This window comes from Parafannyhessea umbonata, assembly GCF_900111255.1.
In the GTDB taxonomy this organism is placed as follows: Bacteria; Actinomycetota; Coriobacteriia; order Coriobacteriales; family Atopobiaceae; genus Olsenella_J; species Olsenella_J umbonata_A.
Genome location: NZ_FOGP01000001.1, coordinates 431,217 through 447,203 on the forward strand (window position 1 = coordinate 431,217; position 15,987 = coordinate 447,203).

Genomic DNA, 15,987 nt, shown 5'->3' on the forward strand with positions numbered 1-15,987 from the left:
GTGCTCGCGGGGGAACGGGCACGTCGCCCCAGAGGAGGGCGTTAGCTGGAGACGAGGCCTGCGGCGCCTATGACGCCGGACTCCTCCCTGAGCCGCGTGACACGCAGCTCGGTATGCTGCCCCTGGTACACCTCGGCGACGATGCCGCGCTGGAGTCGGTCGACGTAGGACTCGAGGCCGCGGGCAACGCCGCCCCCAAGGACGATGACGTCGGGGCAGTAGAGGTATACGTACTGGTTGAGCGCGCGAAGCAGGTAGCCCAGGAACCGGTCCACCACCCTGCGGGCGACGGGGTCTCCCGCGACGGAGCGCTGGAACAGGTCTTTGTTGGTGACCGCCGGCCCCAGCACGCGATGGACGACGCGCTCGAGGGCCGTGCCGGAGCAGGTCTGCTCGAGGCAGCCCTCGAGCCCGCAGTAGCAGGGGCTCTCGTCGATCCAGGGGTCGTCGTCGCGCTCGCGAACGCAGACGTGCCCGGCGAGGTGGCCCCGGGGCTCGCCCTCGACGAGCCGGCCGTCCTCTACGAGGCCGAACCCGATACCCGTGCCCAGGGTGAGCGTGAGCACGCGGCCGAAGCCCCGGCCCTCTCCGGCCAGCGCCTCGGCCATGCAGATGAGCCGGGCGTCGTTGTCGACGCGCACGGGCAGGCCGAGAGTGACCGACATTTGCTGGCCGAGCGGGTGGCCATGGGTGAGGAAGGGCACCATCGAGGAGAGGCCGTCGATCGTCCCGTCCGAGAAGACATAGGATCCGATGCTCACGCCAGCCCCTACGGGCGTCGCGCCCGTTTGCGCGACGAGCCGGCAGACGCTTTCGGCTATGCCGCGGTAGAAGGCGCCCTCGCTCTCGCGCTCCGTCGGGAAGACGTCCAGCGCCATCACGCGTCCGGGCCTGGACGCGTCGACGAGCCCGACCTTGGTGCGCGTCCCGCCGACGTCGATCCCGCAGACGACTCGGATCGGCGTCGCGCTCTTCTCGCCCGCGCTCATTTGACGACCCATCCGTCCTCGAAGAACATGCCCGGCTCGACGCCGTGGGCGAGCGCGACCTGGTAGCTAAGGAGCTGGAAGTAGATCGCCTCGACGAGCATCATCCACGGGCCGTCGAGTCCGAGCTCGGGGAAGGTGAAGCGAGCTCCCGCACGGGCGGAGTCGTCGAAGCCGAAGTAGAGCGAGTCCGGCGCGGCGTCGTTCACGTAGCCCCAGATCATGCGCGAGCGCTCGTCCGGGCAGACGTCGATCAGGACGGGCGTGGTGCGCGTGCGAGTGATGCCCTGTGCGCGCACGAGCTCCATCGGGCCGTGGTAGAAGTTGTCGGCCGTCATGACGTTGGCCCCGACCTTGGCGGTCTCCTCGATCCAGAGCGATGCGCTCCTCGCCATGTTGACGCCCTCGTCGCGCGAAATGAGGTAGAAGCAGTCGGTCGCGGAGAGGAACGGCACCTCCTCGAGCCGGGCGAGGATGGCGCGCTTGTTGGCCTCCATCCAGTCGAGCGCGCCGTGAAGTGCCGAGACGAGCGTGGCGTCGGGCTCCGTGCGGCCTGCCATGTGCGCGATGAAGAGCCCGCAGAGGGCCATGGAGCTGTAGGCCTTGATGCAGACGATCTTGTCGTAGCTCGCGACGTCGTGCAGGACGTGGGCGCAATGCGTCGCCATCGTGGAGGCCGGCGTCATCGTCACGCACGCGGCCTCGTGGCCGTGCGCATCGAGCCATGCGGCGAAGTCGGCGACCTCGCGGCTCTCGCCCGAGCGGCTCATCAGGATGTAGAGCGTGTCGTGGTGGACGCGCTCGGGATGGTGGATCAGGGTCGCGGTCTCCACGAGCTCGACGTTGCGCCATCCGTCGTCGACGAGCGCCTCGTACATTGGCATGAGGGAGTAGAGCGCGCTTCCCATGGAGGTGAGGACGACGCGGTCGTAGGACTGCATGAGGGCGCAGATCTCTCGCACCTTGTCGAGATGCGGGCCGCAGAGGTCATCGAGGACGCGATGGAGCTCTGCGGGTTGCTCGAAGATGTTGGCGAGTATCGGATTGGTCTCGTTAGCCATGTCCGCCCCCTACCATGCGCCGAAGTACTGGAGGGTGACCGCCGAGCTCTGGGCGCCCTCGTCCATGCAATCCGAAACGCCCTTGCCCTCGAGCACGCCCTTGATGAATCCGGCGATGAAGGAGTCACCCGCGCCCATGGTGTCGGCGAGGTCGACCTCGACGATGCCGTGCTTGTAGAAGGTGGTTCCGTCGAAGGCGAGGCTTCCGTGCTCGCCCAGGGTCACGACGACGGCCTTGGGACCCATAGCCTGCTTCTCTCGCATAAAGGCACGCACCTCGTCACTGTCGTCGGCGTCGAGGCCGAAGAAGGCGTAGTCGACGTAGGGGAGCGCGGAGTCGACCATGGGGTCGTCGGGCTGGTCGGAGAAGTCGAAGGCGACCGTGGTGCCCGAGGCCTTGATGGCCGGAAGGTCCTCGGCAGTGTGGCCCCAGATGCCACTCACAAAGAGGTCGTGGCCGCAGACGAAGGCGAGGTCGTCCTCGGTGAGTCTGAAGCTCTCCATGACGCCCTCGGTGTAGTCGCCGAAGACGCGGTTGCCATTGACGATCTTCACCTGGGTGACGGCCGTCTGCCCCTCATCGACGTGGAGGTGGGAGAGGTCAACCCCCTTGGCTTCTAGGGCATCTGCCAGGAAGGCGCCCTCGGGGTCGGTCCCGACTGCGCCGGTATAGGATGCGTCGATCCCCATGCGCTTGAGGTAGACCGCGACGTTGACGGGGTTCCCGCCAGGGAACTTCTTTCCTTCGTCCTGGTAGACGTCAACGCAATTGTCTCCTGCTGCGGCAACTCTCATGTGCTTCTCCTTCTGGTGGTCTCGATCGTGTGCGCACGCTGCGCGTCCACGGCAATGCTACAGATTGGAATGCCGCGTGCATCTACTCTGAGATGAGTGGTATGAAAAACACTATAAGCGGTATAGCGAATCTACGCTTCGGTGAATGCGTTTGATAATCCTTGGAGTTTCAAGCTGAACGTTGTGAAATCGTCCGCGTGCGGTATGAGCCGAATATAAGCGAGCTGTACGTCAGATGAATTTAGTATATAAGTACATTTTAAAGGCATACCACGTATCACCAAGGAGGAGTCATGAGGGCAGCCTGTATCGGCGACAACTGCATAGACTACTATCGCAATCTCGCGCGCGCCTATCCCACGGGAAACGCCGTGGATACGGCCGTTAACATGCAAAAGCTCGGCGTGCCCACGTCGATCATCTCGACCACGGGGTCGGATGGCCATGGCTCTTGGATGGTCGAGACCCTTCGCCGCGAGGGCCTCGACGTCTCGCATCTCAAGGTCGTCAAGGGCATGACCGCCATCACGTACATGGACCTCGAGGGGCTCGATCGCGTGCATGGCGAGTACCTGGAGGGCGTCCTGGCCGACATCTCCTTTTCCGATGACGACATCGCCTTCGCGTGCGAGCACGACATCGTCCACACGGCGCTCTGGGGCAACGCCGAGGCGACGCTGCCCGAGATTCACGCGTCCGGAACCCTCGTGAGCTTCGACTATGCCGATCGACTCGATCACCCGCTCGTCGAGAGCACCCTTCCCTACGTCGACTACGGGTTCTTCTCCTCCCATGGCGAGAAGGACGACTCCATCCGCGACTTCCTGCAAGACAAGGTGGCGCGCGGCATGAGGGTCGCGACGGCCACCTTCGGGAAGCGGGGCAGCCTCTCATGGGACGGCGATCGTTTCTGGGAGGGCCCCGTCTACCCGGCCGCACGCCTCGTGAACACCGTCGGGGCGGGAGACTCCTTCATCGCGGGCTTCCTCGTCGGCGTCCTCACGGGCGATGACGTTGCCGGATGCCTTGATCGTGGGGCTCGAATCGCGAGCGAGGTCGTGGGGGTCTTCGAGCCCTGGGTTGTCACTGCATAGCTCTATACACCTGAGCCGGCGATGCCGGCACGAGCGGCCGCGCGTCCGCCAGAGGGGATGGGAAGATGTTTGAGATCGGTTTGTTTACGAGTGGATACCAGCGCAGCAACATCGAGGACATGTTTGCTGACGCAAAGCGATTCGGGTACGACTTCATCGAGCTCTGGGGCGGACGTCCGCACGCCTACGCCCCCGACCTTGCCGCGGGCGAGATCGACGAGATCATTCGCTTGAGGGATGCGTACGGGGTCGACATCCGTGGGTACACGCCCGAGCACAACGCATATCCCTACAACTTCATGATCGGCAGCGAGCACCAGCGTGAGGACGCCGTGCGCTACCTCAAGGTATGCCTCGACCAGGCGCGCGCCCTGGGCAGCGACTTCATGCTCGTCAGCCCGGCCCACGCCGGCTACGAGGCGACGCACGACCAGATGCGCGAAAGGCTCTATCGCACGATGGAGGAGCTCTCCGGCCATGCGGCCAAGGTTGGGGTCAAGCTCGTGGTCGAGACGCTTACCCCCGAGGAGTCCAACGTCTTCAAATGTGCCAACGACCTCGTCGACCTTTTCGAGCATGTTGACAGTGACTACCTCGTGGGGATGCTCGACGTCGTGCCCCCGTTCCTCCAGCAGGAGCAGATCATGAGCTACTTCACGTTGCTTGGCGAGAAGCTCTATCACCTGCACATCCCCGACTCCAACGGTGTCGATGCGACGCATCTGGTTCCCGGGGAGGGCGTCATGCCCTATCGTGAGCTCGTCCAAGAGATCCGCGACCTGCCCTTCGAGGGGACGGCCACGATCGAGCTGGTCACCAACTACCTCAGCGAGCCGCGCCTCTATGCGCGCCGCTCCATCGAGAACCTTCGCTCGATGCTGGCCGAGTAGGAGGCACGCGTGTTTATCGACATCCATGTCCACCCCGCCTTCTATGAGCCCATCAACTCGGACCCCGTGCGCGAGGAGATGCGTCACGAGGCCCTTGACATCCACCTGAACGGAACCGCCAAGCTCGCCCACATCGAGAACCAGATGCGTCTGGCCGGACTTGACAAGATGTGCCTCCTCGGACAGGACTACCTCGTCAAGGAGGGCGTCACCCCCGTCTCGAACGAGGAGGTCCAATCGCTCGTTGACCTCCGGCCCGACCGCTTCATCGGCTTCGCCTCGGTCGACCCGCACGACCCCGCCGCCGCCGAGAAGCTCGAGTGCGCATTCGCGGAACTTGGCCTCGTGGGACTCAACCTGCACCCCGGCAGGCAGCGCTTCTATCCCACGGATGACTGCGTCCAGCCGCTTTACGACATCTGCGAGCGCCACGACAGGCCCGTCATGTTTCACGCCGGCATGTCCTGGGAGCCGCATGCCCTTGCGAAGTTCGGGCGGCCCGTGGAGTTCGAGGAGCTTGCCGAGGCCCGACCGAACCTGCGCTTCTGCCTCGGCCACTTCGCATGGCCCTGGCTCGAGGAGGCGGCGATGCTCATGGTCAAGCACAGGAACGTCTATGCCGACACGGCCGCCCTGTACTTCGACTGCGCGCGAGAGTTCTACGACCGCCTCTTCACGCAGGAGCTTCCCCTTACCTGGATCGATCGCAGCCTGAGACACCAGGTCATGTTCGGCAGCGACAACCCTCGCTTCGAGCAGATCCGCATGGCACGGGCCCTCGAGGGGCTCGGCCTGCGCGAGAGCACCCTCGAGCTCGTCAAGGGCGAGAACGCCCTTGAGTTCCTGTACGGACGCGACTAGGGAGGACCATGGTCTTCGAGAAGAGCTTCACCTTCCTCACCAGCGAGTACAACCAGTACACGCTCATTACCGAGAAGATCGAGAGCGTCGTGGCCGAAAGTGGCGTCACCAACGGCATGGTCACGGTTCTGTCCCGCCACACGACGACGGGTATCACCACCAACGAGGCGCTCGAGTGCCTTGAGAGCGACATCGACGAGTTCCTCTGTCGGCTCGTGCCGGAGGATCATCCCTACGCCCATGCCCGTATGCTTGCCGACTACGGCTCGACGGCCGGGAACCCCACGGGTCACCTCAAGGCACTCCTAACGGGCAATCACGCGCACTTTCTCGTGCGCGACGGGCGAATCGAGAAAGGTGGGGCCCAGGAGGTGTACTTCTGCGAGTTCGACGGACCCTCTGAGCGGACCTTTCTGGTGCAGGTGATGGGCGAATGACCCGCGTGCCGTTGGCACGGCGACGGCAAGTCTTATATATTTAGGAGAATCGAGGAAACAAGACTCAGACGTCTGACAGGTGGGGACCCTTGAGTTCCAGAGACACGATCACAGAGCTAATTGAGTGCTACATCATCGATAACGACCTGCGCCCTGGTGACAGGCTCCCTTCCGAGAGGGACCTGTGCAAGCAGTGGGGTGTCAATCGCATGACGCTGCGCAACGCCATCAAGCGACTCTCCGAGCTCGGCGTCGTCGAGAGCAAGGTGGGGCTCGGCACGTTCGTCGCCAAGCCCAAGATCGTTCGAAACCTTCAGGACACGCTCGGCTCCTCCGAGGCCATTGCGGCGGCGGGCGGCGAGCTCGAGCGGATTGTCGTCTCGTCTCGTCTTGCCGAGGCCGACAAACACGCAGTGCGCCAGCTCCACGTGATGCTGGCCTCGCCCGTCTTCGAGCTCACGAGGGTTTGCATCGTCGACGGCGAGAGGGCGGCCATCGAGTCCGTGATCGTCAACGCAAGGGACTGTCCCGGCATCGAGGGGCATGACTACGCGGTGGAGTCGCTCTACGGCGTTCTCCGCGAGGAATACGGCCTCGTTGCGACGCGGGGCACCGAGAGGATCGACGTCTGCAAGCTCGACGAGCGAGAGGCTGACCTCCTGGACTACCCCGCGGGCACGACCGCCTTCTTCCAGGAGGGACTCATGCTCGACCAGGAGGGCAAGCCGCTCGAGTACTTCACGACCATCGCGATGCCGCAGCGTATCGTCTTCGGGACGGAGCTTCGTCCGTTCAGCGAAGGGGAGGGCAGGTAGCATGTCGGGCATCGATGAGAGCTCACCCATCTTCATGCAGCTGAGGGGTGTCGTTCGCGAGCGCATCTCGACGGGCGAGTACGCTCCCGGCGTGGCGATTCCCTCGGAGAACACGCTTGCTAAGACCTATGGCATCAATCGCCTGACCGTCCGTGCGGCCCTCGACGGGCTCGTCGAGGAGGGGCTGCTCAAACGTGTCCAGGGCAAGGGCGTCTTCGTTGTCGGCAAGCGTATCGAGCGAGACCTCGATCACCTCACCGGATTTCGCAAGGCCATCGAGGGCGGGATGTCCAAGCCCGGCGTGAAGATCCTCGATCGACAGCGTCGGCGCGCCGGATCGGCGTACGCGAAGCGTCTCGGCATCGATCCCGAGGATGAGATCTTCTACATCAAGCGCCTCGACCTGGCTGACGGTGAGCCCATCTCGATGGAGGAGGTCTACGTCCCCTGCGAGCTCTTCCCGAACCTCATGGACGTCGACCTCGAGATCTTCCCCATGCAGGACGTCTACGACTTCTACGAGTCGTCGCCCGTGCGCGCCTGGCAGACCCTCGAGATCGTTCCCGTCGAAACGAGGCTCGCGCGCATGCTCAAGCTTGGCGACGAGCGCGACGCGCTGCTGTTCACCTGCTACACGTACCGCGAGGACGGGCGCGTCATTGAGTTCATGCGCTCTTACAACCGAAGCGACGCCTGCTTCTTCACCGTCAAGGTGAGCGACGGAGAATAGCCCTGCCTCAGGAGCGCTGCGGCCGCAGCCCGAGCGGGCGCGGGGGAAGGCCATGCTCTTCTCGGCATTCGAGGCCCCCTTCGCCCGAAAGGCGCAGAACCTGCGAATCCAACTGCTACACTAGCTAGTCGTATTCGATAGAGTCCGCCATCTATGTAAAGGAGCACCATGGCAGATGAGATGCTGAAGGCACAGGTCAAGGCCTATGTCGAGACCAACTGGGAAGACATCGTAAAGGACATTGAGGACCTCGTTGCTATTCGTTCCGTCGAGAACATGGCAGAGGCCACTGAGCAGATGCCCTACGGTCCCGAGCCGTACCAGGCCCTGTGCAAGGGTGTCGAGATTGCCGACCGCCTTGGCCTGGACGCGCACAACTGCGACGGCCACATTGGCTACGCCGACCTTGCCGGCGAGTCTGACAAGCAGATAGCGATCATCGCGCACACCGACATAGTCCCCGAGGGCTCCGGTTGGACCTTCGACCCGTTCAAGCTCACGCGCAAGGACGGCTACCTGATCGGTCGCGGCGTCCTGGACGACAAGGGTCCCCTCGTGCTCGAGCTCTACTGCGCCAAGTACTTTGCCGAGCAGGTCGCGAAGACCGGCAAGAAGCTTCCGTACACACTTCGCTGCATCATCGGTAACAACGAGGAGACCGAGATGGCAGACGTCGAGTGGTACCTCGAGAACTTCGAGCAGCCCGAGTTCCTGTTCTCGCCCGACGCGGACTTCCCGCTGATCTGTGGCGAGAAGGGCGGCTGGGCCGGAACGATCGTCTCAGGCCCCATCAGCGACGTCATCGTCGACTTTGACGGCGGCACCGTGGGCAACGCCGTCGCCGGCGAGGCGACCGCCGTGGTAAAGGCCGACGTCGCTTCCCTCAAGGGCACCGACCGCATTGACGTCGAGGCCGCAGGCGACGGCCTGGTCAAGCTGACCGCCCACGGCATCGGCGCCCACGCATCGCTGCCCAAGGGCTCGATCAACGCCATCGGCCTCCTGGTCGACTACCTGCTCGACAACGGCCTCTGCTCCGACGCCGAGAGGAAGTTCCTCGAGCTCGAGAAGCTCTGCTTCGACTCCTATGATGGCTCCACGCTGGGCATTGCCTGCCAGGACGAGTACTTCGACCCCCTGACCTGCATTGGTGGCACCATACGCACCGTCGACGGCCACTTCGAGCAGACCCTTGACAGCCGCTATCCCACCTCCATCACCGGCAAGGAGATTACCGAGCGCATTGGCAAGCTCTGCTCCGAGCACGACTGCGAGCTGCGCCTCGACCTCGACATGGTCCCGTTCCTGACCGATCCCGAGACCCCTGCCATGCAGACGCTCGTGCGCACCTATAACGAGTACACGGGTCGCAACGACAAGGCCTTCTGCATCGGCGGCGGCACCTACTCCCGCCACTTCAAGGCGGGCGGCTCCTTCGGTCCCAACGACCCCAGCTTCCCGATGCCCGAGTGGGTCGGCTCCGAGCACTCCGCCGACGAGGGCTTCAGCGAGGAGCAGCTCAAGCGTGCGCTCGAGATCTACATCGTCTCCGTCGCTCGCCTGATGGAGCTTGACTTCTAGATCGTCCCTCGCGCCACCGCGCGTGGCCAGCATAGCGATCTGACTTGGGAGGCCGCCTCGTGCGGCCTCCCTTCGCTTCGCGATGGCTTGCACAAAAGAGGCCGAGCGGTGCGCTTCGACTGTCGCCCGGCCTAAAAAGCGAAAAAGTGTCCTTCGGGCTGCGAATGCTTGCTCTGACACGCCGCTCGCCATCATTTGCGCACGAGGCGGTTGCCTCGCGTCCCGCATCAGCGGTCCGGCGCGTCCTCCAGCGAGTCGATGATCGCTCGGACCACGTCGTCAGAGGTAAAGGAGCCCAGTACCGCGGCGAAGTTCTTTGCGACGGGGAAGACCTCGGCGTCCAGCGAAGCGCGCGTACACTCCATGAACGTCTGCGAGACCTCCTGGGTCGGGGCGAGCGGCACGCCCGCGTCCTCGAGCACCTCCACGACCTGCTCCTGCGAGAGCTCGCGCGTGAGGGCCTGCGGGTTCTGCAGCGCCAGGGCGGCAAGCTCGACCGAGATGATGCCCGCCGCGCTGGGCGAGAAGGTCATGGCCAGCTGGTAGCAGGCCTGTGCGGCTAGGAGGTTGTTCGCCTGCCACTGGAAGAAGGCCATACGGTAGTAGGCCACTCCCAGGGAGTCCGGGTCGTGCGCCAGCTTGAGATAGTCGGTCAGCGCCTTCCTCGCCTCGTCCATCTTCTCGCACTCCTCGAGGCAACGGACCAGGTGCATGTTGGCGTTGCGGTCGAGAGGGGCGAGCTCGAACAGGCGCCACGCCTCCGAAAGCGCCGCATCGTAGTCGTGCTGGGCAAGGTACGCGACCGAGAGGATGAAGTGGGCCTCGAAGTAGGCGTCGGGCACCAGGAAGACCGAGCGCTCGCGGGCGAGCATGCGGTTGTAGAGGGCTCGGTCAACGTAGTTGCCGAAGTAGCGGTGCTCGATGGTGGGGGAGTCGGCATACAGGCCGTTCTCGTCGATGGGCGCAAGCACCTTGGTGAGGATCCTGGCCGCGGCGATGGCGTCTTGGCTGGGGACATTCGCCTCCTTTGCCCGACCCTCTCCGTCCCGTGCGTCGGGTCGCGGGGCGGCGTTGGACGCGCCTCCCACCATCTTGTGGGCCAGCAGGCGCTTCGCGTCACGCACTGCCTGCGTGAGCGCGTCTCCAGATACGAACTGGTCACCCACGTCAAGCGGCTCGGAGCTGTCGACCGTGCCGTCTATGAGGGCGCGAACGGTCCTCTCGGCGGCGCTCCTGACCGTGGGGTCGGGATCGTTCGCGGCCAGCTCCATGACCATGCGGACGTTCCTCTCGGTGGACTTCTCCTCGTGCGAGGGCACCAGGTTGAGCAGGATGTCGCTGGCGACCATGCGGCGCTTGTCGGCCTCCTCGATGGCGAGGCCATTTACGCTGGGCGTCCCCAGGGCCTGGGCCAGGGGCGGCTTCAGGCGGCGGGACGTGAGCGAGACGGCCGCAAAGCGTTCGGGCGGGCAGAAGCGCGGCTCCTCAGGGTCGAAGGTCTGCTTGACGGGGCGCAGGATGTCGTTCTCGATGCGCATCGTCGGGACGAAGGGACGCATGGCACGCGGGAGGTCGTCCACGTGCGCGAGGTCGAGCTTCGAGAAGCGCCAGCGGTCAAAGTCGACGGAGAGGTAGCACCAGTGGCGTGTCGCTGTGTCGATGGTGCCGGCGAACCACACGTGCTTGATGCGCCACGAGGCGCGAAACGCGGTGGCAGCCATCAGCAGGGCGATGCGCTGGGCGTAGGCGCTCGCGGCCTTGCGGCGCATCTCGCGCGAGCTCTGGACGACTCCGAGCCCCTCCACGTACATGGAGGCGGGAAACACCGACTCGGGAGTGAGCGTGACCTTGAAGCTCACGTTGCCGTCACGTACGTTGGCGCGCATGGACCACTCCAGGCGGTAGGGTAACTGCAGCTCGTCGATGGCCTGGGCAATCTTGCGCCTCACGGCCCACTCGCCGTCGGGGTCCTCGCCGACCTCGGCCTCGAGCGGCTCGTCGAGGCCGAGCGACTGCGCACAGATGGAGGACGTGAGGTTCTGTATCAGCTTGTATGCCTGCACCTGCGTGGCCCCGCAGAGGTCGTCGAAGTAGGTGTCCGAGAAGCGCATGGCGTTCAGGGCCGCCTCGATGCTCAGGACGCGAACGCGCGCAAGGTAGGCGCACTTCTGCTCCTTGATTCTCAGGTCGATGCGCCCCGAGCGCTCGGACTTCGCGATCCTCACCTCGGGAAGCTCGACGTCTTTCGAGAAGAGCCCGGCCTCCTCGAGCTGGCGTGCCACGAAGAGCTCGAGCTCGGAGGGGGCAAGGGTCCCGTTGATCGCTGCCTCGGCCTCGCTTGCGTCCGAGGCGCTCGCGTCGTCGGTTCCACCCTGTGCCCTCGTGTGGGCCTGGCGCGTGCGGATGTCCCCGACGAAGAGCTTGAGCTCCGCCCAGGGGTCCGCGCTCCCCAGGAGCGTCTCCATGGTGCGCTCGTAGTCGAGCTGCGAAACGGGGGAAGGTGCCGCGACGGAGGCGTGGGTGCTCGCTTGGACGGACGACTGGGCGGAAGCCTCGTCCTCGCCCGTGGCGGCCAAGAGTCCCTTGGCCGCCTGCCGTGCCTGTGCCACGCCCTCGCCCGCGGGCGCCTCCTCTGCCACGGCCTTTGTGACCGCCTCTTTCCCGTTCGCCTCGCCGCGCGTGCGCCCGCCCGTGGGCGCGGACGACTCGCTCATGCGGAACGCCACGACGAGCAGGGCGACCGCCATGCCGAACAGCGCGCCCAGCGTGGTGAGCATCCATTCGGTTCCTCCCAGCGCGAATGCCGCCCATACGGACGAAGCGCCGATCAACGCAAGCAGTATCTGGCTTGCAAGGAGGATGGTTCGCTGTCTTTTGTCGCGTGAGATCATGTCAGGCGTTTCCCGTGAGCTTTCGTGTTGTCTTTCGTCTTGGCGGGCGCCTGCATCCTTTGGTCGCAGGGTCCCTACAGTGCGAGTTTATACCCATGCCGCGCGCGTTCTTTGGGGGCGGGCAACACGTGGCGGTATGTTCACGATGCGAACGCACGCTCATATAAGAAATTGTAACGTTCGCCGGATTTCGGAAAACTGTCAACCGCACCATATGCACGCATAGCACCAAATGATTATGCACTCTATTGTGTGCGCCACGGGGTTTACAACCAGGGTATGATTACTGGCATTTACCTGCATGGCTCTATGCTCGGAGTAAGTCTCGAAACATGCTTGAAACCTGTATTGGGAGCGCGTACAACAGTGACAGGGGGCGGCGGGAGCCGCTCGGGACTAGTCAGTGTTTGGAGGGTCAGATGAGCTTTTTTTCAATGCCGGTGGTTCAGTTTATTGCCACAACGCTCGGCTATTACGTAGTGGCGCTCTTTGCGCTGATGGTAGTGGTTGGAGTCGTCCGATGCATCATTCGCAGGGTGCTCAAACGGGTGGAGCCTGACCCTAACGAAACCACGTACCCAACCGAGGTTCCCTGGGTTTAGCCAGGGCCTCGGTTTGACTCGGGAGGGGGAGAGGGCCATGTCTTCTCCCCCTCGTTTTATGCAAATGCGAACACTGTATCAGAATACAATCTTTGGTAAGAAAAATGCGCCGCTCCCTCGATTGTGCAGGGGCGGCGCATTGGTATGTGGGCAAATCTATTCAAATTCCTGTAAGCGACAGCCGCCCGCGCGACGGAGGCGCTGGCTACGAGGCAATCTCTGTGGGCCAGACGGCTCCCTCGGGCATCGTGGCGGAGCCGGTTGCGATGTCGGCGGGAATGGAGCTGTCGGACTGCATCAGCTCGTCGATGGTCACGAACTCGTATCCCTGGTCCTGCAGCGTCTTGATGATGGTGGGGAGGGCCTCGACGTCCTGGTCACGGTTCCCGCCGCCATCGTGCATCAGGATGATCGAGCCAGGCTTCACGTTGGTGGTACATGACTGCACTATGGCGTCGGCGCCGGGGCGCTTCCAGTCGACCGAGTCGATGTTCCAGATGATGGAGGCCGACGCAATGCCTCCGGAACTGAGCCAGCACTTGATGTTGTAGGAGCCGTAGGGCGGGCGGAAGATGGTGGTGGTCACGCCGTCCGCGTCCTGGATTGCCTGGAAGGCCGTGCTGAGCTCGGACTGAAGTCCCGCCGCGTCGAGCGTGGCGAGGTCCTTGTGCGAGGTGGTGTGGCTCGCCACCTGCGAGCCCTGCTCGACGATGGCCCTGGATGCGTCCGGCATGTTCTTGACGCTGTTGCCCAGGTTGAAGAAGGTCGCGTGCGCGCCGTACTGGTTGAGGATGTCCAGGTACTGCTTGGTGTAGGTGCTGGGGCCGTCGTCGAAGGTGAGGGCGACGATCTTCCTGTCGTTGTCGGGCTTGACGTTGTGCAAGTAGATGACGCAGTCCTGGGGGTCGCTCACGGTCACGGTCGCCGTCTCGCCGGACTGCTTGCCCGTGCGGGTCTCGACCTTGCCGGGCATGCCCCACTGCTTGACGTAGGCGATCGCGCCTGCGCCGCCCTCCATGCGGAGCTTGGGCTGGGTGGTCTCCTCCGTGGCGTCGTAGTCCTCGATCTTGTCGGAGCCGTCGCCGATTTCGATCTTCTCGCCGCCCTGGACGTGGAAGGAGCCGGCATCCTGCCCGCTCACGTCGGCGTCGTTCACCTTGGCGCTGTAGGCGCTGCCCTTGCCCTCCTCGAGAACGTTGCCGCTGACCGAGACCAGGTTGCCGGGCTTCACCTGCACGTCGCCCTCTGATATGACGTCCTCCAGCGTGGAGCCGATCCGTACCTCGGTGGCTTTGCCGTTGAGGGTGATGTCGACCTTGCGGTTCGACCAGAAGACGAAGCCGCCCAGGACCGCGAGGGCCAGAAGGGCGACGACGATGATCGCGCCCTGGGGCGTGGAGCTCGTGCTGTTGAGCTTGCTGGGCCTGCGCGCCGAGAGCATCTTTGCGGCCGCGGGCTTGGGTGCCTGCGCCGCCGGCTTGTGGGCCTGAGCCTCGGCTGCGGGTCGGTATGCGTGTACCGCGCCCTGGCTGATTGCCGCGTGATGACTGGTGTGGGCGGGACTCTGGGCGCGTGCGTGCGGCTTTGGCGCCTTGTGCGCCGCGCCGGCGTGACGCGGGGTCTCGGCGTGCCGGGCGCTGCGGCGGCCGCCGGGGGTTGGGACCGAGTGGCGCGTGTTGCTGTTGCGATGGTCCATGTTTGTCATGTGGGTCACTTCTCCTGAACGTACGAAGATTTGAAGCCGCCTTCACTATAGTGCCCGTCTGGGCAAGATAGAGCCATCTTCCAGCATGACAGAAACGCACGACAAAAAAGCCCGCACACGCAAGGCATGCGGGCAGCGGGCTCATTTGGAGAGGTTGCGGCGGCTGGCGCCGGGCAAGAGGCGCTCGTGGCAGCGGGGTGATGGGCAAGAAGCCCATGGCTGCCCTCCCCCTAGATCCTCCTGACAAAGAGGCCGCTTCTGAGCTTGGGCTCGAACCAGGTCGACTTGGGCGGCATGAGCTCACCGGCGTCCGAGACTGCCATGAGCTGCTCGACCGAGGTGGGACAGAGCGAGAACGCCACGCCCTTCTCGCCCGCGCGACGCTCGAGCTCCCCGTGGCCCTCGATGCCGCCGACGAAGCTGATGCGTGGGTCCTCTCGGGGGTTCAGGATGCCCAGTATGGGGGCGAGCACGCGCTCCTGGAGCACGGAGACGTCCAGGGCCGCCGCGGGGTCTGCGTCCGTTGTCCCTGCGGAGGCAGCCAGGCGCGCGGCGTGCCACGCGCCGCCCACGTAGATGGAGAGCTCGCCGGGCGCCTGGGGCTCAGCGTAGGGCGCGGGGTCCTCCAGCTGGTAGCCCGCGGCCTCGACCTGCTCGAGGAACTCCGTGGTGGTCCTTCCCGCGAGGTCGGCGACCACGCGGTTGTAGGCCATTACCCTCAGCTGGCTTGCCGGGAACAGGACCGAGAGGAAGAGGTCGGAGGGCATCTCGGGGGCGTCGGCGCCCGCCTCCTCACGCTTCTGGTGGCTGACGGCCACGGCGCTTGCGGCGCGGTGGTGGCCGTCGGCGATGTAGGCGCAGGGCACGGTCTTGAAGGTCTCGCGGATCGCCTCGACCGCCGCCTCGCGCGCGATGCGCCAGACGCTCTGGTGGACGCCCTCGTCGTCGGTGAAGTCGTACAGGGGCTCGGCGGTCATGGCCAGGCCGACCAGCACGTCGATCGCGTAGTTGTCGCGGTAGGTCAGGAAGATGGGGCCGGTCTGGGCGCCGGTCGCGCGGATGTGCTCGATGCGGTCGCGCTCCTTCTGGGCGCGGGTGTTCTCGTGGCGGCGGATGGTGCCGTCGTCGTACTCGGCCACCGAGCATGCGCAGACCAGGCCGGTCTGGGCACGGCCGTCCTGCTCCAGGCGATAGACGTAGTAGCAGGACTTCTCGTCCTTCAGCAGCACGCCGTCAAGCGCGGCCTGGCGAATGAGCTCGCCCGCCTTCGCGTAGACGTCGGCCGCGTACATGTCGTGGCCGGGCTCGAAGTTGACCTCGGGGCGGTCGATGCTCAAGAACGAGCCGGGGTGCGCCTGGGCGTAGGCCCGCGCCTGCTCGCGGTCGAACACGTCGTAGGGAAGGGCCGCGAACGAGGCGGCCTTCTCGGGGCGGGGACGATAGCAGTTGATTGGCTCGACGCGCATGGGTACCTCGATTTCCTGGGTGGCTCTCTCTCGGTCGGGCGCGGCGGTGGCTCGCGGCTGCGCCCGGCGACTC

13 protein-coding genes are annotated in these 15,987 nt (G+C 64.7%); 7 read left to right on the forward strand and 6 right to left on the reverse strand.

What is annotated here, in order from left to right:
* Nucleotides 1–41: 41 nt before the first annotated feature.
* The 3 genes from BMY31_RS01820 to frlD (BMY31_RS01830) are packed head-to-tail and all read right to left on the reverse strand — an operon-like array spanning nucleotide 42 to nucleotide 2,842.
* Nucleotides 42–1,001, reverse strand: coding sequence for an ROK family protein (locus BMY31_RS01820; protein WP_091007717.1), 960 nt, complete (start codon nucleotides 999–1,001; stop codon nucleotides 42–44).
* Nucleotides 986–2,047: an SIS domain-containing protein gene (locus BMY31_RS01825; RefSeq protein WP_091007720.1), complete on the reverse strand. Its 1,062-nt coding sequence runs from the start codon at nucleotides 2,045–2,047 to the stop codon at nucleotides 986–988. The genes BMY31_RS01820 and BMY31_RS01825 overlap by 16 nt, the downstream gene beginning before the upstream one ends.
* A gap of 9 nt (nucleotides 2,048–2,056) precedes the next feature.
* A complete protein-coding gene (frlD, locus tag BMY31_RS01830; protein WP_091007722.1) occupies nucleotides 2,057–2,842 on the reverse strand; it encodes a fructoselysine 6-kinase in 786 nt (261 codons plus the stop codon).
* A 293-nt stretch (nucleotides 2,843–3,135) separates the two neighbouring features.
* Here frlD (BMY31_RS01830) and frlD (BMY31_RS01835) point away from each other — a divergent pair, with 293 nt between their 5' ends.
* The 7 genes from frlD (BMY31_RS01835) to BMY31_RS01865 all read left to right on the forward strand — a co-directional run bounded on the left by frlD (BMY31_RS01835) (nucleotide 3,136) and on the right by BMY31_RS01865 (nucleotide 9,250).
* Entirely contained in the window at nucleotides 3,136–3,936 is an 801-nt protein-coding gene (gene frlD / locus BMY31_RS01835; RefSeq protein ID WP_091007725.1) for a fructoselysine 6-kinase, read from the forward strand.
* Between the two features lie 65 nt (nucleotides 3,937–4,001).
* Nucleotides 4,002–4,826, forward strand: a complete 825-nt coding sequence (gene frlC, locus BMY31_RS01840) for a fructoselysine 3-epimerase (protein WP_078686597.1) — start codon at nucleotides 4,002–4,004, stop codon at nucleotides 4,824–4,826.
* A 9-nt stretch (nucleotides 4,827–4,835) separates the two neighbouring features.
* Nucleotides 4,836–5,687 (forward strand): amidohydrolase family protein, encoded by an 852-nt coding sequence (locus BMY31_RS01845; protein ID WP_091007728.1) that lies wholly within the window; start codon nucleotides 4,836–4,838, stop codon nucleotides 5,685–5,687.
* An 8-nt stretch (nucleotides 5,688–5,695) separates the two neighbouring features.
* On the forward strand, nucleotides 5,696–6,124 hold the full coding sequence (locus BMY31_RS01850; protein WP_091007732.1) for a secondary thiamine-phosphate synthase enzyme YjbQ: 429 nt from the start codon (nucleotides 5,696–5,698) through the stop codon (nucleotides 6,122–6,124).
* A gap of 89 nt (nucleotides 6,125–6,213) precedes the next feature.
* Nucleotides 6,214–6,939: a GntR family transcriptional regulator gene (locus BMY31_RS01855; RefSeq protein ID WP_090991458.1), complete on the forward strand. Its 726-nt coding sequence runs from the start codon at nucleotides 6,214–6,216 to the stop codon at nucleotides 6,937–6,939.
* Nucleotide 6,940: 1 nt separating this feature from the next.
* Entirely contained in the window at nucleotides 6,941–7,669 is a 729-nt protein-coding gene (locus tag BMY31_RS01860) for a GntR family transcriptional regulator (protein ID WP_091007735.1), read from the forward strand.
* A 168-nt stretch (nucleotides 7,670–7,837) separates the two neighbouring features.
* Complete coding sequence (locus tag BMY31_RS01865) at nucleotides 7,838–9,250, forward strand: Sapep family Mn(2+)-dependent dipeptidase (protein ID WP_091007738.1); 1,413 nt, start codon at nucleotides 7,838–7,840, stop codon at nucleotides 9,248–9,250.
* Between the two features lie 227 nt (nucleotides 9,251–9,477).
* Here the strand turns inward: BMY31_RS01865 and BMY31_RS01870 are convergent, their stop codons facing one another.
* The 3 genes from BMY31_RS01870 to BMY31_RS01885 form a co-directional block, all read right to left on the reverse strand.
* The gene (locus tag BMY31_RS01870; RefSeq protein WP_143802912.1) at nucleotides 9,478–12,141 is read right to left on the reverse strand and encodes a tetratricopeptide repeat protein; all 2,664 of its coding nucleotides are present in this window, start codon (nucleotides 12,139–12,141) and stop codon (nucleotides 9,478–9,480) included.
* 807 nt (nucleotides 12,142–12,948) lie between these two features.
* Nucleotides 12,949–14,448 (reverse strand): polysaccharide deacetylase family protein, encoded by a 1,500-nt coding sequence (locus BMY31_RS01880; protein WP_257612343.1) that lies wholly within the window; start codon nucleotides 14,446–14,448, stop codon nucleotides 12,949–12,951.
* Between the two features lie 230 nt (nucleotides 14,449–14,678).
* Nucleotides 14,679–15,914: a DUF1015 domain-containing protein gene (locus BMY31_RS01885; RefSeq protein WP_091007744.1), complete on the reverse strand. Its 1,236-nt coding sequence runs from the start codon at nucleotides 15,912–15,914 to the stop codon at nucleotides 14,679–14,681.
* Between the last annotated feature and the right edge of the window lie 73 nt (nucleotides 15,915–15,987).

What these genes read in the sequence shown, in the direction of transcription:
- BMY31_RS01820 (WP_091007717.1), bottom strand. Translation starts at nt 1,001, where the DNA reads ATGGGTCGTCAAATGAGCGCGGGCGAGAAGAGCGCGACGCCGATCCGA.
- BMY31_RS01825 (WP_091007720.1), bottom strand. Translation starts at nt 2,047, where the DNA reads ATGGCTAACGAGACCAATCCGATACTCGCCAACATCTTCGAGCAACCC.
- frlD (WP_091007722.1), bottom strand. Translation starts at nt 2,842, where the DNA reads ATGAGAGTTGCCGCAGCAGGAGACAATTGCGTTGACGTCTACCAGGAC.
- frlD (WP_091007725.1), top strand. Translation starts at nt 3,136, where the DNA reads ATGAGGGCAGCCTGTATCGGCGACAACTGCATAGACTACTATCGCAAT.
- frlC (WP_078686597.1), top strand. Translation starts at nt 4,002, where the DNA reads ATGTTTGAGATCGGTTTGTTTACGAGTGGATACCAGCGCAGCAACATC.
- BMY31_RS01850 (WP_091007732.1), top strand. Translation starts at nt 5,696, where the DNA reads ATGGTCTTCGAGAAGAGCTTCACCTTCCTCACCAGCGAGTACAACCAG.
- BMY31_RS01860 (WP_091007735.1), top strand. Translation starts at nt 6,941, where the DNA reads ATGTCGGGCATCGATGAGAGCTCACCCATCTTCATGCAGCTGAGGGGT.
- BMY31_RS01865 (WP_091007738.1), top strand. Translation starts at nt 7,838, where the DNA reads ATGGCAGATGAGATGCTGAAGGCACAGGTCAAGGCCTATGTCGAGACC.
- BMY31_RS01870 (WP_143802912.1), bottom strand. Translation starts at nt 12,141, where the DNA reads ATGATCTCACGCGACAAAAGACAGCGAACCATCCTCCTTGCAAGCCAG.
- BMY31_RS01880 (WP_257612343.1), bottom strand. Translation starts at nt 14,448, where the DNA reads ATGACAAACATGGACCATCGCAACAGCAACACGCGCCACTCGGTCCCA.
- BMY31_RS01885 (WP_091007744.1), bottom strand. Translation starts at nt 15,914, where the DNA reads ATGCGCGTCGAGCCAATCAACTGCTATCGTCCCCGCCCCGAGAAGGCC.